Origin of the sequence: Exiguobacterium sp. s34, from assembly GCF_018617435.1 — a bacterium.
GTDB lineage: Bacteria > Bacillota > Bacilli > Exiguobacteriales > Exiguobacteriaceae > Exiguobacterium > Exiguobacterium aestuarii.
Window position 1 is genome coordinate 291,645 of sequence record NZ_JACSKE010000004.1, and the last position, 12,651, is coordinate 304,295.

A 12,651-nucleotide genomic window follows, 5' to 3' on the forward strand; every position below is an offset into this window, starting at 1 on the left:
AAGTGATGATGAATGGAGAAAGAAACGGGAAGTAGATGGTTAGACAGGGAGGAGTGACGAGGATGGAATGGTTAGGTAGGCAGTTGGTTCGCTTTCGATATGTAGTACTACTCGTTTGGACGATTTTACTCGCGGGATCGGTCTATTTTGGGCTTCAGCTCCCGGGTGAGTTGAGAGGAAACGGCTTCGCCATTCAAGACGGACGGTTTCAACAAGTAGAAGATACGTTGAATGAACGGTTTGATCGTGCTGGCGCCTCGATGATCGTACTATTCGAAGGCGGAGATTTGGATACGGTCATGGACGAACAGCAAGAACAATTGGAGACGATTCGGTCGGTTGATGGCGTGATTACTCCATCCGAGAATCCAGATGCCCGTTCAGGAGACGTCGCCTATTTCGTGCTTGAGTTTGAAGACTATGAAGCGGCCGAATCTTCGATTGCTGCGGTCCGTGATGCGCTTATCACAGACACGGATACAGAAGTGCGCTTGACTGGGGAACCGGTATTTGCGGACGACCTGAATGAGGCATCGAAAAATGACTTGATTCGGGCGGAGTTGATTGGGATTCCAGTCGCACTGGTCGTATTATTACTCGTTTTCGGAACGCCGCTCGCGGCACTCATGCCGTTGCTCGTCGGACTGATCACGTTCATCGTAGCGGCGGGGTCTCTATTCTTTTTTGCGCAAAACATGGAATTATCCATATTCGTCTTGAACGCCGTGGCGATGATTGCCATTGCGCTCGGGATTGATTTCTCATTGCTACTCGTCAACCGCTATCGTGAAGAGTTGACGCGAGGACAATCGAGAGAAGAGGCGATCGTTCGAACTGTTGCAACGGCCGGACGTTCGATTCTCTTTTCAGGACTATGTGTATTCGTCGGATTGGCCGGTCTACTCTTTATCCAGGTCGATGTGTTCCAGGCGGTCGCACTCGGTGCGCTTATTGCCGTCGCAGGGGCGGTTTTGTCGGCACTGACCCTCCTGCCGTCATCTCTATACTTAGTTGGGGATGCATTGAATAAAGGACGAATCATCAAGTCTGATGAGACAAAATCAGAAAGACGTTGGCAAAAACTCGCGCGTTTCGTGATGAGACGTCCTGTGACGATGACGCTCATTGCGTTATTGTTACTTCTGCCAAGTCTCTGGTTCGTTCGCGACTTGGAGTTAAATATTCCAGATGCCGACGCGCTCCCGACTTCCTATGAATCACGGGCGGCACTTGAACGCTTTGACGAAGTGTTTGGAGAAAATTCAACCGATGCCGTCATTCTGTTTGAAGCGAATGATCTGACGGATCCGATGATCTTAGAAGAACTGACAATGCTCACGGACGACTTGAACGAAGTGGACATTGTCGATAACGTCTCAACCTTTTTGACGACGTCCGGTTTGACACCGGAAGCTTTCACACAGCTCGTCGAGGCGGCACCAGAACAACTCGCTCCGCTTGAACGACTTGTGACCCTTGACGGGAACACAGATTTGGCGCTCGTCAATGTGAGCTTCGATGTACCGCCGAGTGACAAGGAAGCGCAAGCGTTCGTACGTGATTGGCGAGACCAAGGATTTGAGGTCGGTGGACCTGCTGCCTTTAACGAAGAAATTTATGATGAAATTTATGACAGCATTCCATATGCGGTGATTACGGTCATTTTGGCCACATTCTTCATCCTCATGTGGGCGTTCCGCTCCATCTTGATTCCGATTAAAGCCATTCTCATGAACGTGCTCGGCCTCGGAGCGACGTTCGGCTTACTCGTCATCATCTTCGAATCCGGTTATGTATATGACGCGGAAACAATCAGTATATTGACACCGGTCTTTATCTTCTCGCTCGTCTTCGGATTGTCGATGGACTATGAGGTATTCCTCGTTTCACGAATCGAGGAATATTACCGCGAGACAGGTGACAACGACTATGCGACAGAGATGGGACTAGCCAAAACGAGTAAAATCATCACCTCGGCCGCAATCATTATGATTGTCGTGACGGGTGCGTTCGCCTTCACAGGTGTCAGCCCGATCAAACAGCTCGGTGTCGGGATTGCCCTCGCGATTTTCATCGATGCGACGATTATCCGGATCTTGCTCGTTCCGTCACTCATGAAGCTGTTCGGGGATTGGAACTGGTGGTGGTTCGGCAAAAAGAATTTACCGAAACGTAACATGCACTAAAGGTAAAATTCATGAACTGAATCAAAATGTGTGGTAAACTACGTACAAGATTACGCGCAATTTGAGAAAGGAAGGTCTTTATGGATACCGAGAGGACGTGGCCTCTGTTCCAACTTCCGGACTTCTAGCGTTGAATGATCACCATGACGTGTATCAATCAACAAACGGAAGATCGGAGATGGAACAGATGGAACCGCAGCTACGACTGAGGATCCTCCTCTCCGTCAAGAACGGGGAGGACAATCGGAATGAAACGAGTTGCTACCATAGTGCTCGGAACGCTGATCATGGCGTTCGGTTATTATTATTTGAATGAACAGTTTGGTTTGGCGGAAGGTGGATTCGTCGGGTTATCGCTACTCGGTCGCTATTTATTTGATATCGACCCGGCGATCTCGATGATCGTGCTCGACATCCCATTTTTTATCATCGCATTGTGGTGGAAAGGATGGCGTTTTGTCGGACAAGCAGTATTAGCCGCTTCGTCCCTTTCGCTCAGTTATGCGATGTGGGACCGTCTCGATTTGCTCACATTTGAGATTCAAGTATGGCCAGCGACGTTATTCGCTGCCATCGCGAGTGGGATTGTGACCGGGTATGGTCTCGGTCTCGTCTTGAAGTCAGGCGGAGCGACCGGAGGCGACGATTTATTCGCTCTCGGATTGTCGAAGTGGACAGGTGTGTCGGTCGGTACGATTTTAATTATTTTTGATGTGATCGTCCTTGGGATTTCACTCATTTATTTACCATTATCGAACGCGTTGTATACGCTGATCGCGGTATCAATCGCCGGACGAGTCGTCACTAAGATGCTCGTCGTCGACGAACCGAAAGCGACACCTGTCGTACCAAATTGGACACCAAAAAACGATCTCGCGTGAGGTCGTTTTTTTTAGTTCATCGAAGCGGCGACGTCAAACAAGTCCTGCATCGAGAGTTCATGTCCTTTGTAGTCGATTGCATATTCAACACCATCTCGTTGCCAGCTGAGAATGGTGAGTGCCTCGATTTGATTAAAATATACAGGAGAATCTTGAATGGTTTGAGAGTATGTTTCCCACTGTTCTGTATGGTGCCATCCGAGCTCCGTAGTTGCCCATATGGTCATAGATTCCTCTTCGTTTTCATAGACGAGTTCGACTTTCCCTAGGCTGACAAGATGTGCGTATTCAGTCTCTGCAACAAAAGGAAGGTGTGTGGGGCCGTGAACCTCGAATGGAACGAACGCTGTCGTTGCTGGAATTGGCAAAGGAATTTCGCTTCGGCCGATGAAAAACAGAACGAAACTCATACCGAGGATACACTTGAAGATAAACCGACTTTTTCGATTTTTTGGTAGGAAAGACATGATCAAATCTCACCTCACTGAACAATTTATCAAAATTAGGCGAGAATACTCCCGCTTCTAAACGTTAAGGACAGGGCTTACGTGAAAGTGGGAGATGAATCGCCAGCCTGTCTTTCGGGTATGATTCCATCAAGGAGGTGAACCTCATGGTGAAGCATAAGGGTTACAAGTTTCGGATCTATCCGACGAAGGAACAGGAAATTCTGATCGCCAAGACGATCGGCTGTTCCCGGTTCGTGTTCAACCACTTCCTGGCGAAATGGGATGAAAGCTACAGACTGACAGGGAAAGGATTGTCCTAGGGTTCTTGTTCGAAAGAAATCCCTCTCTTGAAACAAGAGTTCGAGTGGCTGAAGGAGGTCGATAGCACGTCTGTCCAAGCGAGCGTCAGACACCTGGCCGATGCGTTTGACCGTTTCTTCAAGAAGCAGAACGAGCGACCTCGTTTCAAGTCGAAACGACACCCCCTCCAATCCTACAAGACGAACATCCAAGGCAAGTCCCAGCTCCCCGAGGTCTCGATCGTCGGGAACAAGCTCAAACTCCCCAAGCTGAAATGGGTCCGGTTCGCCAACTCGAGACACGTCGAGGGCCGCATCCTGAGCGCCACGATCCGACGCACGGCTTCGGGCAAATATTTCGTGTCCCTTCTCGTAGAGCGGGAGATCGGTGAACTGCCGAAGAGCGGTTCATCGGTCGGCGTCGACGTCGGACTGAAGAATTTTGCCACCCTCTCGGACGGCACGGTGTACCAAAACGACCGTTATTTCCGTACGCTCGAGAAGAAGCTGGCCCGCGAACAACGCAAGTTGTCCCGTCGTCAGCGCATCGCCCTGAACAAGAAGGTGAGACTCTCCGAGGCGAAGAACTACCAGAAGCAGAAGCGGAAAGTCGCCCGCATCCACGAGAAGATCGCCAACAGACGCACCGACTTCCTGCACAAGGTGTCGACCGAGATCGTCAAAAACCACGACGTCATCGGCATCGAGACCCTGCAGGTGAAGGACATGCAGCAGAACCGCAAGTTGAGCAAGTCGATCTCCGAAGTGAGCTGGTCGGAGTTCCATCGCATGCTCAAGTATAAGGCCGGTTGGTACGGGAAGACCGTCGTGAAGGTCGGGAAGACCTTCGCCTCAAGCCAACTGTGTTCGGGTTGCGGCCATCGACACACAGACGTGAAGCATCTCGCATTGCGTGAATGGACATGCCCGAGTTGCGGGGTCCACCACGACCGTGATGTGAACGCAGGAATGAACCTCAGACAAGAAGCCGAGCGCATGTTGGCTTCTCCAACCGTCGGGACGACGGGGCTAGCCTGATCAGGTTTCTCTCGTTGGAGAGGATAACTCAGGAATCCTCCACCTCTAAGCGAAACGTAGGTGGAGGTAGTTCAAACACTTTCATTTAGTATAGATGAGATATTTGGTTAAAACATACAATAAATAACTTTTCATTTGCTGAAGGTGGTATCATGAAGGATGACTAGAAATGAGAGGTGCATCTTATGAAGAATCGAAAGATCGTAAATTTTAGTATCCTCGTGTTGCTCATGGCAGTGATGGTAATCAATAATCTCGAAGGAATGCACACGTTCAAGACAGTAGTGAACAGTCTGGCGATTTTGACGTTGTCTGTTATCGGTATTGTATACGCGATACAATACACGCAAAACAAAAAGAGAGTCATGTGAGGAGATAGGTGGCTGAGGCTACCTATTTTTCTTTTTCGTTATTTGTGCTAAACCTCACAGCGCATGCTATCACCATCCATTACACTAGTGGATGAAGGAGTGATGGGTGATGAAATGGATGATTCCAACACAACATGGGGCATGGTCGATGCTCATTTTGCCGTTCGTTCTTGGAGGAACGGTCGGAGGATGGACGTGGACACATGTGCCTTTTGCCATCGCATGGCTATTTGTTTATATGGGGACGTTCTTCTTGTTCCAATACATCAAACAACGTAAGAAATCGCGTGAGCTATTACGCACAGTGGTGATTTATTTGATGATTGCGATCTTAGCCATCATCCCAGTCTTATGGGTACAATGGCATCTCATCGGGTTCGCGTTCGCGATGATTCCATTCGGTCTCGTGAACGCCTGTTTTGCCAACATCAAAGATGAGCGGAACGTGTGGAACGATGTGAGTGCCGTCACGTCATTCTGTATCGGAGGAATGGCGAGTTATTACCACGGGGCACACATCTTTGATGAAACGATTATATGGGTATTCGTTTTGCCATATCTTTATTTCCTCGGAAGCATCTTTTTCGTCAAGACGATGATTCGGGAAAAGAAGAGCATCGTGTATCGGAACCTTTCGTGGGGATATCATATGTTACTAATCAGCGTATTCATTGTACTCGGATATCCCCTTCTCGCATTGGCTTATGCACCGAGCCTGATACGCGCTGTTTGGTTTTATGGTAAAAAGATCCCGATCATGAAGATTGGGATCTTGGAAATCGCGAACTCTGTATTTGTACTGACATGTCTTACAACATATCTTCTGATTTAGTTCGTAGACGACGAGGTACTGGCGATAACGGCGGCAGTTGTAGCGGCAGTCATTGCTTGTTGCATCGCCAGCAAATGGGCAAACGTCCCGTGCAACAATAAGTCATTCGCCTCTCCAGTGATGTGATCGGCAGCTACGAGTTGAAGCGCGACAAGTACGCTATGAGTATTAAACCAGCGTTGTTTCTCTTTTTCGGCATTCACAATTTCTTGAATGGCATGTATGACATCCGCATTCGGTTCTGCGACAATGCTCAGCAAGGCGAGCGCAGGCAAGTGTTCACGACGAATGGATATTTGTATTTCATCTAAATGTGATTTCCAAGCGAGTAGTCGGGACACCGCTTCTTCTGCGGAAGAGTCGCTGAACGTCAGAAGATGTGAGACGAGCTGTAGTTCGTTTGACTTCGGTAGTCGGTCTTTCAATAACGTATAATGCTGCTCGATACGCTCGTTCAAATCGATGACATCATCAAACGCTTGAACGAGAACGAGCGACGATAACAAGTCCTCCTCGCTCGTCAACCAGGGATGATGTTGTTTGAACGTTTGATATAAATCAGTCGCCTCATCGAGTCGGCGCTCAGGATCCTCTACATTAATCAGTTGATTTGCTAAAAAGGGCCGCAACGAACTGAAACGGAAGTGTTTGCGGTCGAGTAACGTATCGAGACGGAGCGCCTCGTCGATGGCAGTTCCGATGTCCTCATACTTGGCATCAAGAAACGAGAGCCAGACGAGGTTTTGACTGCCTCGAAACTTTGAGAACATCTTCGTTTTTTGTTTCAATGTATCGCGTGCGTTTGAAAAGCGAGATGCCTCGAACGGGGTGTCGTGAATCGCATAATGAATGGCCATCAAACGTCGGAAGTCATCTGTCAGTTCCCATTTCGTCGCCTCTTTAATGGCGTCTAACGCCTCTACATATCGATCATAACGTGTCATATCGAATCGCCTCCTTGGTCAACCATACGAGCTACAATAAGAAGATGTTTCAAAAAAAGCCGCCCGGAACAATTTCCGGACGGCTTTTGATTATTGTACTTGTGTGTAGAGCTTTTGCATGTACTCGTTCACTTCGTCGGCCGCTTGGAACATCATGAATGAATGTTGCAAGATGATCTCTGGCGAGAAACCGAGGTCTAGGTCGAGTGTAGATGCGAGTGTGACATCACGATCGCTGTCGAGTACGCAACGGAAGTATTTGAACTCCTGGTTGAACTCGTTCAAGGCATTTAGAATCGGTAAGTCTTCTACATAGTCTGGGACGTGCGTTACGGTCGCAGCATACAACTCAGCGTCTGTCGTCTTTTTGTTAAAAGCGATAATCATAACGGGCTGAGCCCCGGATTTTGTTGTTTCACGCGTCAAAAACGTGACGTGCGTTTCAGTGTCGCTCTCTTTGAACGTCATGTTGCGTTCAGCGGCGAGCGCTCTAAATGATTCTACTTTTTCTTCGAAGTTCACAAGGAAATCCCCCTTAGTAAGTCGTTACTCTAACTTTCCCCCATTTGGACGGGGAAAGCAAGGGGAACTAGCGTTTCATCAACATTTTAATGGCTTCTTCGACCGTTTCGGACGTATCTTCGCCATCTGCTTGCGCTGTGATGATGCATTGCTCTAAGTTCTTGGCCACGATAATCGTCGAGGCGCGGTCGAGTGCAGAACGTGCGGCACTTAATTGCGTCACCACATCACGACACTCCTTGCCTTCTTCCATCATGCGGATGATGGCGCGAATTTGTCCTTCCACTCGTTTCATGCGATTCAATACTTTCGCATCGTATACATACGGTTCCATATCATTCACCTCTATAGGAAAAATTGTTCAGTTACCCAACTATTTCTTGTGTAGGCTCATCTTAATACATGGGGGAGTATGTGTCGAGCATCAACTACTTTATAAAGGCGGGATGAAATACTTTATAAAGGCGGGATGAAAAATTCTACATTTCGTCAAACTTATTTCTTGCATTTGAATACCTAAGGGGGTATATTAATGACGTGGAAGCTAAATGTTCAATAAATCACAAACTTTATTGAGCGCCAGCTACCAAGCCGAATGGTATAGATTGAATCGAAAATAGAGAGGTAGATTAATGATGAAAGCATCTGCTTTAAAACGTCAAATGGACTTTGAAGTGCCTGTAAACATTGTCGACGTTCGTGAACGCGACGAGTTTCAAGAAGCGCATATCGAAGGTGCTAAAAACTATCCATTATCAGAAATGACAGAGTGGATCGATACACTCGATCCTGCTGAAGAATATGTCGTTCTTTGCCGCTCGGGTGCACGCAGCACGCAAGCAACTTGGCAAATGGAGGCAAAAGGCTATAAAGTGGTCAATATAGAAGATGGCTTGATGAGTTGGCCAGGAGAAGTCGTCAGAGGAGGAAATGGACAATGAGTAAAAAAATCGTAATCGTCGGTGGGGTAGCAGGTGGTGCATCTGCAGCTGCACGACTCCGTCGTTTGAATGAAGAAAATCAAATCGTCATGTTCGACCGTGGGGAATATATTTCATTCGCAAACTGTGGTCTTCCATACTACATCGGGGACGTCATCCAAGACCGTCAAAAATTGCTCGTCCAAACGGTCGAAGGAATGAACAAACGTTTCCAACTCGATATCCGTAATTTGACGGAAGTCGTTAATATTAACCGTGATGAGAAAACGGTAACGGTTAAGCACGTCCAAACAGGTGAGACGTACGATGAGTCGTATGATGTCCTCATCCTTTCACCGGGAGCGAAACCGATTCGTCCAAACATCCCTGGAATCGACGAAGCAGAAGACATCTTCACACTTCGCAATATTCCAGATACAGATAAAATCCGTGGCTATGTCGATGACAAAGCACCAAAACACGCGACTGTAATCGGTGGGGGCTTCATCGGGATTGAGATGGCAGAAAACCTACGTGAGCGTGGCGTTGACGTCACCCTCGTCGAGATGGCAGACCAAGTCATGACACCGCTCGACCGTGAGATGGTCGCACCGATCCATGAACATTTACGTCTTCATGGTGTTGAGCTTCAATTGTCTGATGGTGTTTCTTCATTCTCTGAAAAAGGGAAGAAAGTTCATTTGACGAGCGGTCGTGTCATCGATACAGATATGGTCATCATGTCGATCGGGGTTACGCCGGAGTCAACGATTGCCCGTGAAGCAGGCCTTGAAACAGGTACGCGCGGTGCGATTCGTGTAAATGAAAAAATGATGACATCTGACCCGTCGATTTACGCGATTGGAGATGCGGTCGAAGTGCTCGATTACGTCTTCCAAGAACCAACCGTCGTCCCACTCGCATGGCCGGCGAACCGTCAAGGTCGTCTCGTTGCCGATATCATTAACGGCCGTGACGTGAAATATAACGGAACGATGGGAACAGGAATCGCGAAAGTGTTTGATATGACGGTCGCATCGACTGGTTGGAACGAGAAACGCTTAAAAGCAGCCGGTAAGACGTATGAAGCCGTTCACGTGCATCCAGGTTCGCACGCCGGATACTATCCAGGATCGACGCCAGTATCGCTCAAACTCTTATTCCACCCGACAACTGGTGAGATTTACGGTGCACAAGGTGTCGGTATCAACGGTGTCGACAAGCGAATCGACGTCATTGCGACAGCGATGAAAGGCGGTTTGACGGTCCTTGATCTTCCTGACCTCGAACTCAGTTACGCACCACCGTTCAGCTCGGCGAAAGATCCGGTCAACATGATTGGATACGTCGCCTCTAACGTCGTACTCGGTGATAATGAAGTCGTGCATTGGGATGAAATCGATGAGCTTGTGAAAAATGGGGCGACGCTACTTGACGTCCGTGACGAATCAGAACATGAACTTGGGAAGATTCCAGGATCCATCAATGTCCCACTTAACTCATTACGTGAAAACTTAGACAACTATGACCGAAGCGAAACGATTTATGTGACGTGCCAAGTCGGTCTTCGTGGATATCTCGCATCACGCATCTTGCGTCAAAACGGCTTCAAGGTGAAAAACTTGAGCGGTGGCTACAAAACATGGTCACAAATCAATCGTGATTTCGAGGCGCTTGAAGAAGCGAACACATCAAATGAAACAGCGGCTACCGTTGTAGAGGAGGAGCCAACACAAATGACGAACGCACCAATCGGTGAAGCGGTCGTGTTAGACACATGTGGTCTACAATGCCCGGGACCTATTTTAGAAGTGAATAAAAAAGTCGCAGAACTCGGAGAAGGCGAAACACTTCGTGTACTCGCAAGTGACCCAGGGTTCTTTGCCGATATCGAAGCATGGGCGAAGAAGACAGGTAACAAACTTGTCTCGAAACAATTCGTCAATGGACGAGTCGAAGCCATCCTTCAAAAAGGACAAGGACCAGCTGCACCACAAGCAGGCGCTCCAGCAGGAGACGGCGCGTCAATGGTCGTCTTCAGTGGTGATCTCGACCGTGCGCTCGCATCTCTCATCATTGCGCAAGGCGCTGCAGCGATGGGGAAAGAAGTAACGATGTTCTTCACATTCTGGGGACTCAATGTCATCCGCAAGCCGGACGCACCTGAAGTGAAGAAACAAGGTCTTGAGAAAATGTTTGGCATGATGATGCCAGGGCATGCTGGCGAACTTCCACTCTCGAACATGAACTTCGGTGGTGTCGGCCAGAAAATGATGAAGAAAGTCATGAGTGACAAGAACGTTCCTTCTGTTGAAGAAATGATCAAGTCAGCTCAAGAGGCAGGCGTGAAGATGGTAGCCTGCACGATGTCGATGGATGTCATGGGTATCAAAGAAGAAGAGTTGATTGAAGGTGTCGACCTTGGTGGTGTTGCGGCGTATCTCGGCGCAGCAGAGGGCGGTAACTTAAACCTCTTTATCTAAATAGACTAGGCGATGGATCGGGTTGCGCTGAGCAATTCCGATCCATTTTTTGTTTGTAAGGTTGAATCGAATGAATGCCCCGCCTATTCAAAAAAACGAATTAATATTGCAATTTTCGTATAATTTACCTATAATTCTAGTCATGTTAAAAAAGTTGACATGACTTTTTCTGTTGAGATTTTTAGAGTGATGGAGGATTAGTATGGAGAAATTTGTAGAGAACCTTGTTTCGCAGGCGAACGACTTGTTATGGTCGCAAGTGCTCATCGTTGTTCTTGTCGCATTAGGTATTTATTTCACAGTCCGCATGGGCTTTGTTCAGTTCCGCATGATTCCTGAAATGTTCCGCCTTTTATTTAAAGAAGGCGCAGCGCGTGAAAAAGGCCAAGTGTCTTCGTTCCAAGCGTTCGCAATCGGAACGGCGGCACGTGTCGGAACAGGAAACATTGCCGGTGTGGCGACAGCGATTGCGCTAGGTGGCCCAGGGGCAGTCTTTTGGATGTGGCTCATCGCCTTGATCGGAGCGGCGTCTGCATTTGTCGAGAGTACATTGGCACAAGTGTATAAAATCCGTGACGGACGCACATGGCGCGGAGGTCCGGCTTACTATATGGAGCGTGCGCTCGGTCAACGTTGGCTCGGTGTCTTGTTCGCGATTTTAATCACGTTCTCATTCGGATTCGCGTTCAACTCTGTTCAGTCGAACACGATTTCACTTTCTGTGAGTAACCAGTTCGGCATCAGCACGACAGTCGTGGGGATTGTCCTCGCAATCATTACGGCAGTTGTCGTATTCGGTGGTATTCAATCCATCGCGCTCTTGTCGAGTATTATCGTTCCAGTCATGGCGGGTGGCTACATTTTACTCGCGATTTGGATTATGGTGACAAACGTATCCCTCTTACCAGACGTCTTCAGCCTCATCTTCTCAGAAGGAGTTCTTGGAATTGAGCAACTCTTCGGCGGTGCGATTGGTGCGATGGTGCTCCAAGGGATCCGTCGCGGTCTCTTCTCGAACGAAGCAGGGATGGGTTCTGCGCCGAACGCCGCTGCGACAGCGGAAGTGTCACACCCTGTCAAACAAGGGTTGATCCAATCGTTCAGTGTATTTGTCGATACATTACTCGTTTGTACGTCGACAGCGATGATCATCTTGATCTCAGGTGTAGCGGGTTCAGAATCGTTCGCTGGTGTCGAATTGACACAAGCTGCGTTGACAGCGGAAGTCGGTTCAGTAGCAACATCGTTCTTGACGATTGCGATCTTCTTGTTCGCTTTCAGTTCGATTCTTGGAAACTACTACTACGGCGAGACGAACATTCAGTTCATCTCGGATAAAAAAATCTACGTTACACTCTATCGCATCGGTGTCGTCGGGATGGTCTTGTTTGGAGCGGTCCGCTCTGCAGGCCTCGTCTGGTCGATTGCTGACGTGTTCATGGGGCTCATGGCGCTCGTCAACTTGTATGCAATCTTCCGTTTGGCGAAAGTGGCTCGAGCCGTCCTTGATGACTACTTGGCACAGCGCCGCGAAGGAGAAGACCCAGTATTCTATGTCGATTCGGTCGAAAATCTTCCTGGCCGTGAATATATCGAGGCTTGGGAGAGCGAAACAGAAGAACAGCAAACAGGAACAGGTCGTTCTTAATGAATCGAACCGTCTACGAATTTTCGTAGGCGGTTTTTTAATGTTTATAAGACGGGTAATGTCATAAAAAAGGGGGCG

11 protein-coding genes and 1 pseudogene are annotated in these 12,651 nt (G+C 48.4%); 8 read left to right on the forward strand and 4 right to left on the reverse strand.

Annotated elements, in window-relative coordinates; all coding sequences use genetic code 11:
• Window positions 1-62: 62 nt before the first annotated feature.
• Together KNO87_RS10885 and KNO87_RS10890 are read left to right on the forward strand one after the other, a co-directional pair.
• Entirely contained in the window at window positions 63-2,186 is a 2,124-nt protein-coding gene (locus KNO87_RS10885; RefSeq protein ID WP_214796130.1) for an MMPL family transporter, read from the forward strand.
• Between the two features lie 248 nt (window positions 2,187-2,434).
• Entirely contained in the window at window positions 2,435-3,067 is a 633-nt protein-coding gene (locus KNO87_RS10890; protein WP_214790386.1) for a YitT family protein, read from the forward strand.
• Window positions 3,068-3,078: 11 nt separating this feature from the next.
• On the opposite strand, the gene KNO87_RS10895 is transcribed toward KNO87_RS10890, so the two are convergent.
• A complete protein-coding gene (locus KNO87_RS10895) occupies window positions 3,079-3,435 on the reverse strand; it encodes a hypothetical protein (RefSeq protein WP_214796132.1) in 357 nt (118 codons plus the stop codon).
• A 245-nt stretch (window positions 3,436-3,680) separates the two neighbouring features.
• On the opposite strand from KNO87_RS10895, the pseudogene tnpB reads away from it, so the two are divergent.
• From tnpB to KNO87_RS10910, 3 genes and pseudogenes are all read left to right on the forward strand, one after another.
• Window positions 3,681-4,853 (forward strand): annotated as a pseudogene (tnpB, locus tag KNO87_RS10900) (IS200/IS605 family element RNA-guided endonuclease TnpB).
• 185 nt (window positions 4,854-5,038) lie between these two features.
• Window positions 5,039-5,224 carry a hypothetical protein gene (locus tag KNO87_RS10905; RefSeq protein WP_214790390.1) on the forward strand — a complete coding sequence of 62 codons (186 nt, stop codon included), beginning with the start codon at window positions 5,039-5,041 and terminating at the stop codon, window positions 5,222-5,224.
• 109 nt (window positions 5,225-5,333) lie between these two features.
• The gene (locus KNO87_RS10910; protein ID WP_214796134.1) at window positions 5,334-6,056 is read left to right on the forward strand and encodes a YwiC-like family protein; all 723 of its coding nucleotides are present in this window, start codon (window positions 5,334-5,336) and stop codon (window positions 6,054-6,056) included.
• On the opposite strand, the gene KNO87_RS10915 is transcribed toward KNO87_RS10910, so the two are convergent.
• The 3 genes from KNO87_RS10915 to KNO87_RS10925 all read right to left on the reverse strand — a co-directional run bounded on the left by KNO87_RS10915 (window position 6,053) and on the right by KNO87_RS10925 (window position 7,856).
• Entirely contained in the window at window positions 6,053-7,000 is a 948-nt protein-coding gene (locus tag KNO87_RS10915; RefSeq protein ID WP_214796136.1) for a DUF4003 family protein, read from the reverse strand. The two genes, KNO87_RS10910 and KNO87_RS10915, sit on opposite strands and share 4 nt — an antisense overlap.
• Before the next feature lie 90 nt (window positions 7,001-7,090).
• Window positions 7,091-7,522: a type III secretion system chaperone family protein gene (locus KNO87_RS10920; RefSeq protein ID WP_015880528.1), complete on the reverse strand. Its 432-nt coding sequence runs from the start codon at window positions 7,520-7,522 to the stop codon at window positions 7,091-7,093.
• 67 nt (window positions 7,523-7,589) lie between these two features.
• Window positions 7,590-7,856 (reverse strand): metal-sensitive transcriptional regulator, encoded by a 267-nt coding sequence (locus tag KNO87_RS10925; RefSeq protein WP_015880529.1) that lies wholly within the window; start codon window positions 7,854-7,856, stop codon window positions 7,590-7,592.
• Between the two features lie 298 nt (window positions 7,857-8,154).
• On the opposite strand from KNO87_RS10925, the gene KNO87_RS10930 reads away from it, so the two are divergent.
• From KNO87_RS10930 to KNO87_RS10940, 3 genes are all read left to right on the forward strand, one after another.
• The gene (locus tag KNO87_RS10930; RefSeq protein WP_251126176.1) at window positions 8,155-8,463 is read left to right on the forward strand and encodes a rhodanese-like domain-containing protein; all 309 of its coding nucleotides are present in this window, start codon (window positions 8,155-8,157) and stop codon (window positions 8,461-8,463) included.
• On the forward strand, window positions 8,460-10,925 hold the full coding sequence (locus KNO87_RS10935; protein ID WP_214796138.1) for a CoA-disulfide reductase: 2,466 nt from the start codon (window positions 8,460-8,462) through the stop codon (window positions 10,923-10,925). Before KNO87_RS10930 ends, KNO87_RS10935 begins: the two co-directional genes overlap by 4 nt.
• A gap of 202 nt (window positions 10,926-11,127) precedes the next feature.
• Complete coding sequence (locus KNO87_RS10940) at window positions 11,128-12,573, forward strand: alanine/glycine:cation symporter family protein (RefSeq protein WP_214796140.1); 1,446 nt, start codon at window positions 11,128-11,130, stop codon at window positions 12,571-12,573.
• The last annotated feature ends 78 nt before the right edge of the window (window positions 12,574-12,651 follow it).

What these genes read in the sequence shown, in the direction of transcription:
- KNO87_RS10905 (WP_214790390.1), top strand. Translation starts at nt 5,039, where the DNA reads ATGAAGAATCGAAAGATCGTAAATTTTAGTATCCTCGTGTTGCTCATG.
- KNO87_RS10890 (WP_214790386.1), top strand. Translation starts at nt 2,435, where the DNA reads ATGAAACGAGTTGCTACCATAGTGCTCGGAACGCTGATCATGGCGTTC.
- KNO87_RS10915 (WP_214796136.1), bottom strand. Translation starts at nt 7,000, where the DNA reads ATGACACGTTATGATCGATATGTAGAGGCGTTAGACGCCATTAAAGAG.
- KNO87_RS10925 (WP_015880529.1), bottom strand. Translation starts at nt 7,856, where the DNA reads ATGGAACCGTATGTATACGATGCGAAAGTATTGAATCGCATGAAACGA.
- KNO87_RS10935 (WP_214796138.1), top strand. Translation starts at nt 8,460, where the DNA reads ATGAGTAAAAAAATCGTAATCGTCGGTGGGGTAGCAGGTGGTGCATCT.
- KNO87_RS10930 (WP_251126176.1), top strand. Translation starts at nt 8,155, where the DNA reads ATGATGAAAGCATCTGCTTTAAAACGTCAAATGGACTTTGAAGTGCCT.
- KNO87_RS10910 (WP_214796134.1), top strand. Translation starts at nt 5,334, where the DNA reads ATGAAATGGATGATTCCAACACAACATGGGGCATGGTCGATGCTCATT.
- KNO87_RS10940 (WP_214796140.1), top strand. Translation starts at nt 11,128, where the DNA reads ATGGAGAAATTTGTAGAGAACCTTGTTTCGCAGGCGAACGACTTGTTA.
- KNO87_RS10885 (WP_214796130.1), top strand. Translation starts at nt 63, where the DNA reads ATGGAATGGTTAGGTAGGCAGTTGGTTCGCTTTCGATATGTAGTACTA.